The sequence below is a fragment of the Methylopila sp. Yamaguchi genome (genome assembly GCF_002897035.1).
Lineage (GTDB): Bacteria > Pseudomonadota > Alphaproteobacteria > Rhizobiales > Methylopilaceae > Methylopila.
Window position 1 is genome coordinate 77,093 of sequence record NZ_BAUX01000006.1, and the last position, 14,278, is coordinate 91,370.

At 67.9% G+C, this 14,278-nt stretch carries 18 protein-coding genes; 14 read left to right on the plus strand and 4 right to left on the minus strand.

Going from position 1 to position 14,278, the window contains the following annotated elements:
- The first annotated feature begins 181 nt into the window (after nucleotides 1–181).
- Nucleotides 182–532 (plus strand): hypothetical protein, encoded by a 351-nt coding sequence (locus METY_RS08665; RefSeq protein WP_103120989.1) that lies wholly within the window; start codon nucleotides 182–184, stop codon nucleotides 530–532.
- An 88-nt stretch (nucleotides 533–620) separates the two neighbouring features.
- Here the strand turns inward: METY_RS08665 and METY_RS08670 are convergent, their stop codons facing one another.
- The 4 genes from METY_RS08670 to METY_RS08685 form a co-directional block, all read right to left on the minus strand.
- Nucleotides 621–1,859, minus strand: coding sequence for an ArgE/DapE family deacylase (locus METY_RS08670; protein WP_103120990.1), 1,239 nt, complete (start codon nucleotides 1,857–1,859; stop codon nucleotides 621–623).
- Nucleotides 1,860–2,077: 218 nt separating this feature from the next.
- Nucleotides 2,078–2,362, minus strand: a complete 285-nt coding sequence (locus METY_RS08675) for a MoaD/ThiS family protein (protein ID WP_103120991.1) — start codon at nucleotides 2,360–2,362, stop codon at nucleotides 2,078–2,080.
- Nucleotides 2,363–2,377: 15 nt separating this feature from the next.
- A complete protein-coding gene (locus METY_RS08680) occupies nucleotides 2,378–3,460 on the minus strand; it encodes a WD40/YVTN/BNR-like repeat-containing protein (protein ID WP_103120992.1) in 1,083 nt (360 codons plus the stop codon).
- A gap of 10 nt (nucleotides 3,461–3,470) precedes the next feature.
- On the minus strand, nucleotides 3,471–3,890 hold the full coding sequence (locus METY_RS08685; protein ID WP_103120993.1) for a VOC family protein: 420 nt from the start codon (nucleotides 3,888–3,890) through the stop codon (nucleotides 3,471–3,473).
- A 305-nt stretch (nucleotides 3,891–4,195) separates the two neighbouring features.
- Between METY_RS08685 and METY_RS08690 the strand changes: the two genes are divergently transcribed.
- From METY_RS08690 to METY_RS08750, 13 genes are all read left to right on the plus strand, one after another.
- The gene (locus METY_RS08690) at nucleotides 4,196–6,022 is read left to right on the plus strand and encodes a site-specific integrase (protein WP_244593580.1); all 1,827 of its coding nucleotides are present in this window, start codon (nucleotides 4,196–4,198) and stop codon (nucleotides 6,020–6,022) included.
- Between the two features lie 91 nt (nucleotides 6,023–6,113).
- Nucleotides 6,114–7,343 (plus strand): phage portal protein, encoded by a 1,230-nt coding sequence (locus METY_RS08695; protein WP_103120995.1) that lies wholly within the window; start codon nucleotides 6,114–6,116, stop codon nucleotides 7,341–7,343.
- Nucleotides 7,340–7,678 carry a gene transfer agent family protein gene (locus METY_RS08700; RefSeq protein WP_103120996.1) on the plus strand — a complete coding sequence of 113 codons (339 nt, stop codon included), beginning with the start codon at nucleotides 7,340–7,342 and terminating at the stop codon, nucleotides 7,676–7,678. The genes METY_RS08695 and METY_RS08700 overlap by 4 nt, the downstream gene beginning before the upstream one ends.
- On the plus strand, nucleotides 7,665–8,165 hold the full coding sequence (locus METY_RS08705; RefSeq protein ID WP_103120997.1) for an HK97 family phage prohead protease: 501 nt from the start codon (nucleotides 7,665–7,667) through the stop codon (nucleotides 8,163–8,165). The genes METY_RS08700 and METY_RS08705 overlap by 14 nt, the downstream gene beginning before the upstream one ends.
- Before the next feature lie 17 nt (nucleotides 8,166–8,182).
- Nucleotides 8,183–9,340, plus strand: a complete 1,158-nt coding sequence (locus METY_RS08710; RefSeq protein WP_103120998.1) for a phage major capsid protein — start codon at nucleotides 8,183–8,185, stop codon at nucleotides 9,338–9,340.
- 4 nt (nucleotides 9,341–9,344) lie between these two features.
- Nucleotides 9,345–9,884, plus strand: coding sequence for a phage tail assembly chaperone (locus METY_RS08715; RefSeq protein ID WP_103120999.1), 540 nt, complete (start codon nucleotides 9,345–9,347; stop codon nucleotides 9,882–9,884).
- Nucleotides 9,885–10,391: 507 nt separating this feature from the next.
- Nucleotides 10,392–10,844, plus strand: a complete 453-nt coding sequence (locus METY_RS21210) for a hypothetical protein (RefSeq protein WP_200819643.1) — start codon at nucleotides 10,392–10,394, stop codon at nucleotides 10,842–10,844.
- A 13-nt stretch (nucleotides 10,845–10,857) separates the two neighbouring features.
- Nucleotides 10,858–11,139, plus strand: a complete 282-nt coding sequence (locus METY_RS08725; RefSeq protein ID WP_244593572.1) for a head-tail connector protein — start codon at nucleotides 10,858–10,860, stop codon at nucleotides 11,137–11,139.
- A gap of 1 nt (nucleotide 11,140) precedes the next feature.
- Nucleotides 11,141–11,554, plus strand: a complete 414-nt coding sequence (locus METY_RS08730) for an HK97-gp10 family putative phage morphogenesis protein (protein WP_103121002.1) — start codon at nucleotides 11,141–11,143, stop codon at nucleotides 11,552–11,554.
- A complete protein-coding gene (locus tag METY_RS08735) occupies nucleotides 11,551–11,952 on the plus strand; it encodes a DUF3168 domain-containing protein (protein WP_160147330.1) in 402 nt (133 codons plus the stop codon). Before METY_RS08730 ends, METY_RS08735 begins: the two co-directional genes overlap by 4 nt.
- Nucleotides 11,949–12,272 (plus strand): head-tail adaptor protein, encoded by a 324-nt coding sequence (locus METY_RS08740; RefSeq protein WP_103121004.1) that lies wholly within the window; start codon nucleotides 11,949–11,951, stop codon nucleotides 12,270–12,272. The genes METY_RS08735 and METY_RS08740 overlap by 4 nt, the downstream gene beginning before the upstream one ends.
- On the plus strand, nucleotides 12,269–12,676 hold the full coding sequence (locus tag METY_RS08745) for a phage terminase small subunit P27 family (protein WP_103121005.1): 408 nt from the start codon (nucleotides 12,269–12,271) through the stop codon (nucleotides 12,674–12,676). The genes METY_RS08740 and METY_RS08745 overlap by 4 nt, the downstream gene beginning before the upstream one ends.
- Nucleotides 12,673–14,277, plus strand: a complete 1,605-nt coding sequence (locus METY_RS08750) for a terminase large subunit (RefSeq protein ID WP_103121006.1) — start codon at nucleotides 12,673–12,675, stop codon at nucleotides 14,275–14,277. Before METY_RS08745 ends, METY_RS08750 begins: the two co-directional genes overlap by 4 nt.
- The last annotated feature ends 1 nt before the right edge of the window (nucleotide 14,278 follow it).

Consider the following 14,278-nt stretch of genomic DNA (forward strand, 5'->3'; position numbering starts at 1 on the left):
ATGATCACGCGCGCGTTAGTCGAGTGCGCGCCGTCTTCACGTTCGCGTAGACCAATTGTTCCCGGTCGCGTTTTACCTAAGTCTAGTTTCAGCACAGACCTCGAGATAAACTTAAGCGCCTGCTAAGAAGGGGCGCCTCGCGACGGTCTGCGCATGCAACGACCAGAGGAGGGACGAACCCATGAACATCCGGAAGACCACCGCCCTGACGGCCGTCGCCTTCGGCGCGCTGACGCTGGCCGCGGCGCCTGCCTTCGCGGTGACGGTCACGAACGGCGCCGAGAAGGCCCATAAGGTCACCGTCGATCTCGGGAACGAAGAGCCGGTGACCGAGATCGCGCCGGGCAAGTCCGCGAAGCTCGACTGTCCCGAGGGATGCGAACTGCGCGTCGACGCCCTGAGCTACGGCTACCCCGCGTCGTCCGGCGACAAGCTGACGATCGGCAAGGATGGAACCATGGCCTACGCCGGCCAGGAGGACGCCCAGGAAGCCCGCAATGAAACGGGCAAGGCGGGCAACAAGCCCCAGTAAAGACGTCCGAGCTTCGAGCCACTACCCCGACTTCAACGCCGGCCGCTCCCCGCGGTCGGCGTTTTTTGTTCAAGCGCCGTCGGGACCCTCAGCCCAGCAGGTCGGCCAGCGTGAGCGCGACCACCTTGGTCGCCTTGCGAAGATCTTCCAGCACGAGCTTTTCGTCCGCCCGGTGGCCGTTGGCTTCCAGCAGGGTGCGGGGGCCGGCGCCGTAGAGCACCGTCGGGATCCCGGCCGAGCTGTAGAGCCGCGCGTCGGTGTAGATCGGCACGCCGTTCGCGGGGATGTCCTCGCCGATGACGGTCCTCGCGTGCCGTTGCAGCAGCTCGACCAGCCGCTCGTGGCCCGGCTCCGGCGTCAGCGGCGTCGCGAGCAGGATGCGGCGGGTCTCCACCGTGACGCCTGGCAGATCCGCGGCTGCGGCCTCGATTGCGGCGACGAGGTCGCGCTCGACCGCCGCAGGCGTCTCCTCGGGGATCATCCGGCGGTCGATGCGAAAGCGCACCTCGTCGGGCACCACGTTGGTGTTGATGCCGCCCTCGATCAGGCCAACCACCAGCGTTGGACTTTCGATACCGGGCACGGTCGAGCGCGTCGCCTTGTAGTTCTCGCGCAGGGCGTAGATCGCGGTGAGGAGCTTGGTCGCCGCCTCCAGCGCGTCGACCCCGGTGTCAGGCCGGGCGGCGTGGGCGGAGCGGCCGCGCACGACCACCTCCAGGTGCAGGCAGCCGTTGTGCGCGATGACGACGTTGTAGGCGAAGCCCGCGCTCAGCGCGTAGTCCGGCTTCGACAGGCCCTGCTCGAGGATCCAGCCCGGGCCGACCGCGCCGCCGGTTTCCTCGTCGTAGGTCAGGTGCAGCTCGACCGCGCCTTTGAGCGGCGCCTTCTCCTCGATCAGCGCCTTCAGCGCGAAGGCGTAGGTCGCGAAGTCCGACTTCGAGACCGCGACCCCCCGGCCGTACATCACGCCGTCCCGAATCTCCGCGCCGTAGGGGTCGGTCGTCCAGCCGGCCCCGGGCGGCACCACGTCGCCATGGGCGTTGAGCGCGACGGTCGGGCCCTCGCCGAAGACGTGCCGCACGATGAGATTGGTCGCGGTGATCATGCCGGCGGCCTCGACGACCGCCTGCGGCACGACATGCCGCTCCACGCTGAAGCCCAGCGCCTCCAGCTCGCGCGCCGCCATCTCCGCGTGCGGCGCGCAGTCGCCGGCCGGGTTGTCGGACGGCGTCCTCACCATGGCGGCGAGAAACGCGACCTGCGCTTCGTGAAGGGCGTCGACGCGGGCGACGAGAGCGTCTTCGGAGGCGACAGCGGCTTGGGACATGCGGGCTCCTCAAACGGGGCAGGGAGGGCGATCACAGCTCGCCCGGCGACCGGTGCAAGCGTTGGATTCAGCCGAGCCTACACTAGCCTTGCGCCCCAAGCCGCCCGATGACGACGCCGGCGAGCGCATGGCGGGGCGGGAGCAGAGCGACGTCGTCGGCGAGCGGGCCCGCGCGCGTCACGTCAACCCCGCGTCATCCCGGAGGTGCCCGTCGGGGATCAACCGCCGCTGATAGCCGTCAGGATGAAGACGTCCGCGCCGGGCGCGAGCGGCGTGTCCAGGCGAACCCGTCGGCCGTCCACGAACACGTTGATGTGCTTGCGGATTTCAGGCCGCGAGTCGCAGATCCGGTCTCGCATTCCGGGCCATCGCGCCTCGAGCGCGTCGACCAGCTCCGCCACCGTCGCGGCCTCGACCTCCAGGCGCCGCTCGACTCCGGGAAACAACGCGTCGAACAGCGCCGGCAGGCGGGCGCAGACCGGGCGTGGCAGGGCGTCGCGCATAGGTCGCTCCGGGCCTCAGACCGTCGCCACAAACGTTTCGACCGAGGAGATCGTGGGCAGATGCTCCGCGATCCGCTTCCAGGCGGCGCCTTCGTCACGGCTGGCGTAGACCTCGCCGGAGCCGGTTCCGAAGTAGACGCCGGCGGGCGCCAGCCGGTCGGTCGCCAGCGCCTGCCGCAGCACGTTGAAGAAGGCGTTCTGCTGGGGCAACCCTTCCCGCGCCGCGGTCCATGCCCCGCCGCCGTCGTCGGTCCGCCAGACGGCGGCCTTGGCGTCGGGCATGTAGCGTCCAGCCGTATCGCCGTTGAGCGGGACGAGGAACAGGCGCTCGGGGTCGCGTGGATGGACCGCGGCGGGAAAGCCGAAGCTTGACGGCAACCCTTCCTCGACGCTCGCCCAGGAGCGGCCGCCGTCGTCGCTGCGATACATCCCGCAGTGGTTCTGCTGGTAGAGCCGTGCGGGCCTTCCGGGCGCCATGACGAGACAGTGCACGCACTGGCCATGCTCGGGGTAGTTCTGGCCCTCGGGCATGAAGTCCGCCCGCGTCCCCCGGTTGCGCGGCTCCCAGGTCGCGCCGCCGTCGGCGGTGTGGAACACGCCCGCGGCCGATATTCCGACCCAGATCTGCTTCGGATCGTCCGGGTGCAGCACCAGCGAATGAAGAATGAGCCCCGCGCCGCCCGGATTCCACTCCGGCCGTGAGGGGGTGTTCTGCAGGCCCTCTACATGCGACCACGTCTCGCCGTCGTCGTCGCTGACGAACAGCCCCGCGGGCTCGACGCCCGCGTAGAGCCGCCCGTGTCCCATCGCGAGGCTCCAGACCGAGGCGACCGGCTCTTCGCCGGCGGCGTAGGCCAGGCCGCGGCTCGAATGCGTCCACGTCGTCCCGCCGTCGGTCGACCGCCACACCGCCGGCCCGAACCATGCGTTGCCGCCCGCGCCGTAGAGCGCGCCCGTGGCGGGATCGGCGATCACATGGTTGATCGGCCAGGTCTCGCAGTAGGGGCCGCGCAGGTCCCAGGCGACCCGCGCCGCGTCGCTTTCCAGGATGAACACGCCTTTCTTGGTGCCCAGCAGCACCTGTACCGTCCCTGTCATCCGAGCCTCCTCATCCCTCAGGCTGCGCGTTGATCATCCACGCGACGCCGAAGCGGTCGGCGACCATGCCGAAGGCGGGCGAGAAGAACGTGGGGCCAAGCGGCATCCGCACCTCGCCGCCCGCGCTCAGAGCCGCGAAACGGCGTTCCGCTTCGGCCGGGGCCGCGACGGTCAGAGACAGCGCCACGCCCTCTAAGCGCGCGGCCTTGGCGCAGTACCCGTCGGACATCATCACCACGCTGTCGCCGATCTTGAGGCAGGCATGCATGACGTTCGCCTCTGCGCCCGCGGGAATAGCGCCCGGCGGCAGAGGCTCGGGACTGTCGGAGAAGCGCATCATCGCGACCCGCTCCGCGCCGAGAACCTCTTCGTAGAACGTCATCGCCTCTTCGCAGCGGCCTTCAAAGAACAGGTAAGGCTGTATGTGCATCGCGCGTCCTCCCGAGACGTCGGCTCCGATGCGACAAGGACGACGCGGCGGCGCGGCCGCCGACACGGCGCGCGAGTTTTTCAGGAAGTAGCGACGGGTGAGGGTTCCTGGGCGGCGAAGATGCTTGGTCCGCGCTGACGCTGCTTCGCGAGCGCGAGCGGCCGCACAGACAACGCCACAGGCGCGAGCGGACCATGTTGCTGAGGGCGCAGGGTTTGAAGAGTTGGCTGGGGGACCTGGACCTTAAATACGGGTGTTACGACTCGCTAGAAGCGCTCGGAATTGAATGATTTTTATTGTGCTTCATGGGACACACTGTTACGACTCGGTGTCACGAGTTGCAGTCCCGAGCACCTTCCATGAGCGCCGACACGAACATCGTTCGCCGACAAGGATCGTCGGTCTATTACGCCCGAACGGCCGTCCCGCTGCACCTGCGCGAGCATTACCGCGGGCCGGACGGGAAGCCTCGTCGCGAGCTGTGGAAGTCGCTCGGCACGAAGGATCGCCACGAGGCCCGCCGGCTCGGCCTACGCGTTCTCTCAGCGTGGGCAGACGAGTTCGCGGTGAAGCGGACAGAGCTGGAACACCGCATCCCGATGACCGACGCCGACCTTCAAGAGGCGGTTTGGTCCCGCTACTGCGCGTTGGTCGAAGCTGACGAGCGCTTCCGTCATGCGACGCCGACCCCGGAGCAGCTCGACGAGCTTTGGGATCAGCTTCAGCACGAGTTCGGCGGATCACCCGGCGACGAGAGCGCGACCGCTCATCGTGTTTGGGAGCTGATCCGCGACCGCTTCGAGATTGATCAGGCGGAACGGGAAGCTCGGCGGCAGGCGCTGGCGGCGGGACTGGCGCGGGGGCAGACGGCCGCCGTCGCCAAAGTGGCTCGCGACGTCGCGACCAAGATGCGGCTCGACGTGAAGTCGGGGACCGCCGACGAAAGGAAGCTCGGCGCGGGCCTGATGCGCGCCGAGCTGGAAGCTCTAAAGCGCAGCTCCGAGCGCGACGTCGGCGACTTCACCGGAGAGCCGCGCGACGCGCTTGTGCGCCGGCCGTCGATTGAACGGGCGAAGGCCGGCGAAGGGATCATGGACCTCTTCGAGAAATACGCGAATGAGAACCCAGAGAACTGCCGCGCGGATACGCTTCGCCAATCACGGCAGTCCGTCGAGCTGTTCGTCTCAACGCTTCCGCCGGGCTCGCCGGCGAGGGCCATCACGAAGAAGGCAGTGCGCGAGTGGAAGGAATTGCTGCTCGACACGCCCGTCCGCGCGAGTGACACGAACATATTTCGCGGCCTCGCGCTGCGCGAGATCGTGGCGAAGAATAAGGCGCTCGGGAAGGGCGCAAAGCCGAAGATTGCGCCCAAGACGATCAACCGCCATCTGAGCGCGCTTGGCGCATTCTCGACGTGGCTCGACTTTCACGAGCATATCGACGGCAATCCGACCGTCGGTCATTACATCAAGATCGACAAGGACACGCCGCCGGAAACCTACACGCCCGAGCAGCTTCAGACGATCTTCTCGTCGCCCATGTTCGCCGGCGACGTCGAGCGCGACTACCGCTTTTGGGTGCCGTTGGTTCAGATGTTCACGGGCATGCGACAGGGCGAAGTCGCGCAGCTCTTGGTCAAAGACGTGATCGAGCAGCACGGCCGAGCGACCGTCTTCATCACGAAACGGGGCGGCGGGGGCAAGACGCTGAAGACCGCGGGAAGCGAGCGCGTGATCGTCCTGCATGACGAGTTGAAGCGGCTTGGTTTCTTGAAGCATGTCGAGGCCATGCGCGAGGCTGGCGAGGAACGGCTCTTCCCGACCGCGACGAAGAACGACCGGGGCCAGTGGATCGACGCTTTCAGCCGCGAGTTTCCGCGCGAGTTGACCCGCCTCGGAGTGAAGCAGGGCAGGGGGCTTAGCCTTCACACCTTCCGCCACAACGCGACGGACGCCATGCGTGCCGCAGGTTTCGTAGATGAAGAGATCGCCCCCGTGCTCGGGCACGCGAAGAAGAAGCTCATGACGTCCGGCTACGGCCGCGTGCCCGAGGATAGGCTGTTGCGCGACGCAAAGCTCGTCGATGCCATCGCTTATCCCGGTGTTGATCTCAGCCACCTATACTCCGTCTAACAGGAAATTTTCCTATATAGCTATTTTTTCCTAGACGCAGGAGTCGCCGTCAGTCACACTTAATCCCAACAGATTTTGGGATTGAGATCGCGTGTCTAAAAGCGAGAAGAGGAAGTCGAAGAGCAGGGGCGTCGAGCGCAAGAGCGCTCCGAGCGTCCTCAATCTTTGGGGACTCGACGCCTTCCTCGCAGCGAACACTATCGCCGGCCCTGTCATTACACCCGAGACCGCGATGCAGTGCACGGCTGTCGCCTGCGCCGTCTCGCTGATCGCCGACACGGTCGGCAACCTGCCCGCCAAGCTCTACGTCCGCGATGACAAGGGCGGGAAGCTTCCCGACGCCGACCATCCTGCCTATGCGCTCGTCCATGACGACGCCTCGGCGGACGTCTCGGCATCTGCGCTGCGCACCCAGCTCACGACTGACGCCCTACTGCACGGCAACGGCTACGCCTTCGCGAACCGTCTTGAAGACGGCCGTGTCGTCGAGTTCGTGCGCCTCGATCCCCGCGCCGTCACCGTCCATCAGGACACGCTCTCGGGCGAAGTCAGCTATCGCCTGTCGTCCGGCTCGGCGCACCGCATCCTCGCTCGCGACGAAGTCCTGCACATTCCGGCCTTCAGCCTCGACGGCGTGAAGGGCACGTCGCCGGTCCATCTCGCCCGTGAAGCCATCGCCCTCAGCCTGATCATGGAGCAGCACGCCAGCCGTCTGTTCGCGGCCGGCGGGCGTCCCTCGGGCATCCTGACGACCCCGGAAGACCTCGGCGACGACGGCGTGAAGAACATCGCCGAAAGCTGGCACGCCGCTCATGGTGGGCAGCAGTCCGGCAGGACCGCGATCCTCGAAAAGGACATGAAGTTCCAGCCGCTCGCCTTCAACAGCGTCGACAGCCAGTTCCTTGAGGTGCGCACGCATCAGCTCGACGAGATCGCGCGGGCCTTCCGCGTGCCGCCGAGCATGCTCTTCAACCTCGGGCGCGCGACCTGGGGAAACACCGAGCAGATGGGCGCGCTGTTCCTTCAGCTTACCCTTCTGCCGTGGCTTCGCACGTGGCAGGACGCCTATCGCCGGCTGCTGCTGAGCGAAGACGAACGCCGCACCCATCTCGTCGAGTTCGTCATTGACGACCTGCTGCGAGCCGACGCCGCCACCCGCGCGACGGCCTATGCGCAGTATCGCGCCATGGGCGCAATGACGAAGAACGAAGTCCGCGCCGGCCTGAACCTCCCGGCGCTCGACGGCGGCGACACCCTCGACAATCCGAACATCACCACGGCCCCGGCCGCCAACTCGGCGCAGGAGGTCGAAGCCGCGTGATCCCGTTCCGCGCCACCCTCGACGTCGAGCGCGCCTTCGTGCTCACGCCGCACGCCATCGGCGAGCTTGAGAAGGCGACCGGCGTCGGTATCGGCTCGCTTATCCATCGCGTTCCGACCGGCCACTTCGCCCATTCGGAGATCGTCGAGACGCTGCGCCTCGGGCTCATCGGCGCAGGCACGCCTGCCGAAGACGCCGCGAGCATCATCGCCGGCTTCATGGTGACCAAGCCGCTCGCCGCCGCCTTCCTGATCGCGGCCGACCTTCTCGCCGCCCTCTACAGCGGGCCGGCCTCTGACACCCCGGAACAGGACGACGCCGATGGAACGGCTTGAGATCAAGGCCGCGCTGTCGGTCGACGAAGCCGGCACGATCACGGGCATCGCTTGGCCCTTCAATGAGGGACCGGACCAGCTCGGCGACTTGATCGCCCCCGGCGCGTTCACGATCGCGCCCGACATGCCGATGCTGTTCGCGCACGACCCGGAAGACCTCGTCGGCATCTGGACCGAGGTGAAGGAGACGCCCGAAGGGCTGCTCGTCGCGGGCCAGCTCGACGTCAAGGAACGTCGCCGCGCCCGCGCTGTCCGCTCGCTCATCACATCCGGCCAGATCGGCGGCCTGTCCATCGGCTACCGCACGAAGGCGTTCACGCCCCGCGCTGGCAAAGGTCGCGTCATCTCGGCGCTCGACCTCGTCGAAGTCTCCGTCGTCCGCAACCCCGCCCATCCTCGCGCTCGGATCACCGGCGCGAAGTCCGCTTCGTCCGCTCTTGCGATCGCCGAAGCCATCTCCCGCGCCGCTTCGGCGCTTCGCATCTGAAAAGGAACTGCCTGAAAATGACCTCGCATGTTCGCGCCCTCGCCGGCGCTATTGAACTGAAAGACGCCGAAGGCGACGCCGCCGGCATCGTCAACGCGGCGCTCGCCGAGCTGCGCAGCACGATCGACGACCGTCTGAAGGCCGTCGAGACCAAGTCCGACGCCACGGCGCTCATCGGCCGCCTCGACAAGCTCGAGGCCAAGCTGAACCGCCCGGCGATCGTCACCGGCCGCGACGAGCTGTCCGCTGAGCGCAAGGCGTTCACGGGCTACGCCCGCCACGGCGATCAGCGCCCCGACCTCGTCGAGGTGAAGACGCTCACCGTGTCGGCCGACGCGAACGGCGGCTACCTCGCGCCCGACGAGTTCGCGAACGAAATCCTGAAGCTCACGACCGAGTTCAGCCCGATCCGCGCCTACGCCAACGTGACTACGGTCGGGGCCGACAAGATCCTGTTCCCGCGCCGCACCGGCTCCGTCGCCGCGTCGTGGGTGGCCGAAATTGATCCGCGCACCGCGTCTCAGCCGAGCTTCGAACAGGTCGCGATCGAGAACTTTGAGCTGGCGACCTACACCGACGCCAGCGTGAAGCTGCTCGAAGACAACGCCTACAACCTCGAAGGCTTTCTGTCCGCTGAGTTCGGCGAGCGCTTCGGCATGGCTGAGGGCCTCGCCTTCGTGAAGGGCACGGGCGCCGGACAGCCGAAGGGCCTGCTCACGGCCGCGGGCATCGCCGAGATCAAGACGGGCGTTGCGGCCGACTTCCCCGCCACGAACCCGGCCGACGTGCTTGTGAAGATGTTCCACGCTCTTCCGACCGTCCACTCGGCGCGCGGCTGCTGGATCATGAACCGCAAGACCCTTGGCCTCGTGCGCCTCTGGAAGGACGCGCAGGGCCGCTATCTCGTCAACGATCCGAAGGACGGCGGCTTCTCGACGCTGTTCGGCCGTCCCGTGATTGAGGCGACCGATATGCCGGACGTCGCCGCCGGCGCGTTCCCGATCATGTTCGGCGACCTCAGCGGCTATCGCATCGTCGACCGCGTCGGGCTGTCGTTCCTGCGCGACCCCTACAGCCTCGCGGGCGTCGGACAGGTCCGTTTCCATGCTCGCAAGCGCACGGGCGCGGACGTTACGCATCCCGACCGCTTCGTGAAGCTGAAGGTCGCGGCGTGATCTGATGACGCTCGCGGCGCGCGATATCGTGGTTGAGATCGGAGGCAGCTCCATCCGCCTCTGGCCGACCCTGCGCGCCGCAACGCGCCTTGAGCGCGAGCACGGGCTTCAGAAGCTCGGCTTTCTGCTCGCCCAGGGCAGCATCTGCGCGACGACGGCGATCCTCGCCGAGCACGTCGACCATGTCCCGGCGATCACCGTCGCCGACGCCATGCGCCTCGCGCCCGACCTTCTGCTGCACCTCACGCAGCTTGCGGACCTCGGCGAGCAGCCCAAGGGAAAGGGCAAGCCGACCGGCCAGCCCACGACCCTCGTCGACCTGCACCGCCAGCTTTTCGGCCTTGGCACCGGCGTTCTCGGCTGGACCCCGGCCGATACCTGGGCGGCTTCGCCCGCCGAAATCGTAGCCGCCTATGACGCCCGCCGCGAGCTGCTGACGGCGCTGTTTGGCGCTGGCGAGCAGAACGTCGCCGACGCCCCCGACCATCCGAATTTCAAGGCTGATCCCGACCGCCGCGCCAAGCTGAAGGCGCTGGGCGTATGACCGGCCTTTCCTATCAGGGGGCTCACTCTGACGGCTCCGCGACCAGCCGAACAACGGAAAGCATCCTCCGCGCCCCCAGCTCATTGCAGCGTTATGCGGCGGTCAAGGATGCACGGTCGCACCCCTATTCCTGCGAGGCGTTCTGATGCCCTCGCGTCCGGCCCGCATCTGTGTCTGTGGCCGTGTCGTCGCTGCCGGCACCGTCTGCGCCTGTCAGCGTGCTCGTAAGGCGCAGCACGACCGCGCCCGCCCCAACGCCAATGCCCGAGGCTACGGCACGAAGTGGCGCGCTGAGAGCGCCGCCTTCCTCGCCGCGCACCCCGTCTGCTCCCGCTGCGGCGCGCCCTCGACCGTCGTCAATCACAAGGTCCCGCACCGCATGAGCGCCGCCCGCACGGCTCCCGAGCTGGCGACCGCTCAGAAGCTCTTCTGGCGTCGCTCCAACTGGGAACCCGTCTGCGCCCCTTGCCACAACGGGCCGATCCAATCGGAAGAAAGGTCTGCGTCGTGATCCTCACCCATGCCGACGTCACTCAGCCCGTGGAGGAATGGGCGCTCGACTACGGCATCACGCCCGAGCTGATCGAACACCGCATGGCGCGTGGGTGGACCACGGCCGCCGCGATCGAGACCCCGATGGATGCGCCGAAGGGCTGGCGTCTCCCTAAGCTTGTCGCATCCGCTCCGGACGAAAAGCCTGCTCGGCACGGCAATTCGTCGATCATCGTTGAGCATGACGGCCGCGCCTTGTCGCTTCGCGAGTGGTCGGCTCGCCTCGGTATAGCTCACGCCACCCTCTACGCCCGGCACCGCCGCGGCATGTCAGCCGATCGCATCGTTGCGCCATCCGCCGGTCGCGGCGGGTATCGACATGGTCGAAGAGCCGGGGGTGGCAAGCAATTTTTCAGCAACGCCGCGGAGACCGGCGCCCCCGTCACGCGCAAGATTGCGCCTAAATAGAGTTTTTCGGACTGTGATCGTTTCGCTTGAAGACCTGAAGACCTCCCTCGGCATCGAAGACGCGGCCGACGATGCGCTGCTGACGAGCAAGATCGAGGCCGCCGAGGCGTGGGTTTCGTCCTACATCGGCGCGACCCTTAGCGCCTCTTCGCCTGCGCCGGTGCTCGAAGCCGTGCGCCACGTTGCCGAACATCTCTTCGAGGGCGGCGAGCCGACCTTCCGCAGCGCCGCGACCAGCCCGATCCCGGCCGTAGTGCGCGATCTCCTGCGCCCCTATCGGACGTGGTTTTTCTGACATGGCGAGCATCGATCAGCAGCTCGCGAAGCTCGAAAAGCGCCTTCTTTCGATCCCGAAGGAGCTGAAAACCGGCCTTCAACCAACCCTCGACAAGGCCGCCGCCGAAGTCGCGGCGTCCGCCAAGACGCTCTCGCCCGGCGACGACGGCACCCTTGCCAGCACGATCCGCGTCGAGTCCGGCCGCCATGAGCTGTCCCGCGCCATTGTGGCCGGCGGCGCAGCGACCACGAAGCCCGTCGAGGATGGGCAGGACGGGTCTTACGACTACGCCTTCGCGCAGGAGCTTGGCACGCAGCACCAGCAGCCGAACAAGTTCCTGCTGCCGGCGATGCGCATCCGCTTCCAGCGCAACCGCCGCCGCATCACCCGCGAGGCGGGCAAGATCATCCGCGGCCTGTGGGGCCGCCCGTGAGCGCCGAGCTCGCCCTTCAACGGCACGTTGTCGCCGCGCTCAGGTCCGCGCCCGGTGTGACCTCGCTCGTGCCGGCGACGAACATCGCCGACGAGCACGGCCGCCCCGAACGCTTCCCGGCGATCCGCCTCGGCGAGAGCGCCAGCTTCCCGGCCGACCTCGACGAGAGCTTCCACGACCTCGTCAGCTTCGACGTCGTCGTGTGGAGCGCGAGCGCCGGCACCGGCGAGGCCAAGACGATCGCCGCCGCCATCCGCGCGGCGCTGCCCGTTGGCATCTGGCGCGTGCCGGGCCTGCGGCACTGCCGCGCCAAGATTGCCGGACAGCACGTCACCCGCGACGCCGCGAAGGACACCGTGCGCGCCGTCGTCGCCTTCGACGTGGTGGCGCAGTCATGAGGGCGGGCGCGCTGCGCGAGCGGCTGACGATCCAGCGCCTTGCGGGCGTCGTCACGAACGACCTCGGCGAGGCCGCCGGGCAGTGGGAGACCGTGAAGGCGATGCGCGGCCAGCTCGTCGAGCAGACCGCCAGCGAGAGCGTCGAGGCGTCCGGGGTCGCCGCCGTGACGTCGTTCGTCTTCCGCATGCGCTTCCTGCCCGGCCTGACGGTCGCGCACCGCATTGTTCATGAGGGGCGGACCCTCGACGTCGTAGAGATCAAGGAGCTTGGCCGTCGCGGCGGGCATGAGGTGCGTTGCACCGTGCGGGGCCTGTCGTGAGGGGCAGAAAGCCTGCGACCGTGGTCGCCGGCACCGCAGCCGTCGCCGCCGTCCCGCGTGCGCCAACCTGGCTGTCTGCCGACGCAAAAGCGGAATGGCGGCGCGTCGCCCCGATCCTCGTCGAGCGCGACATCCTCACCGAAGCCGACCTCGGAACGCTGGAAAGCTACGCGACGTCGACCGGCGTCGTCCGCGAAGCGCAGCGCGCCATCTCGCGCGACGGGCTGATCATCGAGACGAGCGACGGGCCGAAGCGCCATCCGGCCTTCGGCATGATGAACGCCGCCATGACGACCGCGCGCCTTTGCGCCGCCGAGCTTGGCCTTACGCCCGTCTCCCGGTCCCGTCCGACCGTGCGCACCGACGCGCCGGCCGACGACGACTCGCCGTTGAACGTCCGATGACGCGGCCGAAAAGCACCTATCCCGCGTGGATTTACGACGGCAGCGACATTCCCGATCCGCTCGGGCATGGCGAGCGCGCCGTCGAGTTCCTGCGCCGACTGAAACACCCCAAGTCGCCGATGAAGGGCCGGGCGTTCCAGCTCGACGCATGGCAAGAGCGAATCATCCGGCGCATCTATGGGCCGCGCGACGCCGCCGGCCTGCGCGTCGTGAAGGAAGTGTTCCTCCTGCTGCCGCGCGGGAACCGTAAGACGTCGCTGTCGGCGGCGCTCGCCCTGCTGCACACGATCGGACCCGAGGCCGTGTCCGGCGGCGAGGCGATCTTCGCGGCCGTCGACCGTGCGCAGGCGGGCATCGGCTTCGACGAGGCGAAGGGCATCGTGCGGGAAGACCCGCGCGTCGCGAAGGCCGTCCGCATCTATGACGCCTTCAACTCGGCGAAGAAGATCGACTTCCCGGCAAAGGGCTCGACCCTGCGCGTCATCTCCAGTGACGCCGCCGCGCAGCACGGCAAGACGCCGAGCTTCGTGCTCGCCGACGAATTGCACGTCTGGCCAAACCGGCTGCTCTGGGAGGCCATGCGCACCGGCCTCGACAAGACCGACGACACGCTGCTCGTCGTCGCCACGACCGCAGGCCGGGGACAGACGAACACGGCATGGGAAGAGATCGAGCGCGCCCGCGCCGTCGCGCGCGGCGAGCTGGACGACCCCTCGCTGCTACCGATCCTGTTCGAGGCGCACCGCGACGACGACTTCCGCGACGAGGCCCTTTGGCATCGCGTGAACCCCGGCCTCGCGCACGGCTATCCGAGCCTAGACGGCATGCGCCGGGCCGCCGCCCGCGCCGAGCGTAGCGCCGCCGAGCGCGAGAGCTTCCGTCAGCTCAAGCTCAACGTCTGGCTTGATAGCCAGACCGACCCCTTCGTGGACATGCAGGTTTACGACGAGGGCGCGGAGGCGATCGACGTCGCGGCGCTGAAGGGCGCGCCGTGCTGGATCGGCGTCGATATGAGCACCACGACCGACCTCACGGCCGTCGTCGCGGCGTTCCGCGACGGCGAGCGCTTCACCGTCCTCCCGCACTTCTTTTGCCCGGCGGACAACCTGCGCGCCCGCGCCGAGAACGACCGCGTGCCCTATCCGACGTGGGCCGACGACGGCTTCCTGACGCCGACCGAAGGCAGCGTCGTAGATTATCGCGCCGTCGAGGCGTGCATCCGCGACCTCTGCCGTCGCTTCGACGTGAAGGAGATCGCCTTCGATCGCGCCCACGCCATGCCCGTCATGACCCCGCTGCTCGACGCCCGGCTTCCCGTCCGCGAAATGCCGCTGGACCCGAGGTCGCAGAGCGCCGGACTCGCCACGATCGAGCGCGCCATTCTCGGCGGCAACCTGCGCCACGGCGGACATCCCGTCCTGCGGTGGTGCTTCGACAACATCCAAATCTACACCGGCTCGACCGGCCTTCGGACCATGCACAAGGGCAAATCCCGTGAGCGGATCGACGGCGCGTTCGCCGCGTGGATGGCCGTCCATCGCGCCTCGCTCGGCGAGGAACACGTCTCACCCTACCGCCGCCGCGGTCTCTACGTGATCTAAG

Excerpts from the sequence above, each read along its gene's own strand:
- METY_RS08680 (WP_103120992.1), bottom strand. The coding sequence starts at position 3,460 with ATGACAGGGACGGTACAGGTGCTGCTGGGCACCAAGAAAGGCGTGTTC.
- METY_RS08740 (WP_103121004.1), top strand. The coding sequence starts at position 11,949 with ATGAGGGCGGGCGCGCTGCGCGAGCGGCTGACGATCCAGCGCCTTGCG.
- METY_RS08685 (WP_103120993.1), bottom strand. The coding sequence starts at position 3,890 with ATGCACATACAGCCTTACCTGTTCTTTGAAGGCCGCTGCGAAGAGGCG.
- METY_RS08670 (WP_103120990.1), bottom strand. The coding sequence starts at position 1,859 with ATGTCCCAAGCCGCTGTCGCCTCCGAAGACGCTCTCGTCGCCCGCGTC.
- METY_RS08665 (WP_103120989.1), top strand. The coding sequence starts at position 182 with ATGAACATCCGGAAGACCACCGCCCTGACGGCCGTCGCCTTCGGCGCG.
- METY_RS08710 (WP_103120998.1), top strand. The coding sequence starts at position 8,183 with ATGACCTCGCATGTTCGCGCCCTCGCCGGCGCTATTGAACTGAAAGAC.
- METY_RS08730 (WP_103121002.1), top strand. The coding sequence starts at position 11,141 with ATGGCGAGCATCGATCAGCAGCTCGCGAAGCTCGAAAAGCGCCTTCTT.
- METY_RS08690 (WP_244593580.1), top strand. The coding sequence starts at position 4,196 with ATGGGACACACTGTTACGACTCGGTGTCACGAGTTGCAGTCCCGAGCA.
- METY_RS08750 (WP_103121006.1), top strand. The coding sequence starts at position 12,673 with ATGACGCGGCCGAAAAGCACCTATCCCGCGTGGATTTACGACGGCAGC.
- METY_RS08715 (WP_103120999.1), top strand. The coding sequence starts at position 9,345 with ATGACGCTCGCGGCGCGCGATATCGTGGTTGAGATCGGAGGCAGCTCC.
- METY_RS08705 (WP_103120997.1), top strand. The coding sequence starts at position 7,665 with ATGGAACGGCTTGAGATCAAGGCCGCGCTGTCGGTCGACGAAGCCGGC.
- METY_RS08675 (WP_103120991.1), bottom strand. The coding sequence starts at position 2,362 with ATGCGCGACGCCCTGCCACGCCCGGTCTGCGCCCGCCTGCCGGCGCTG.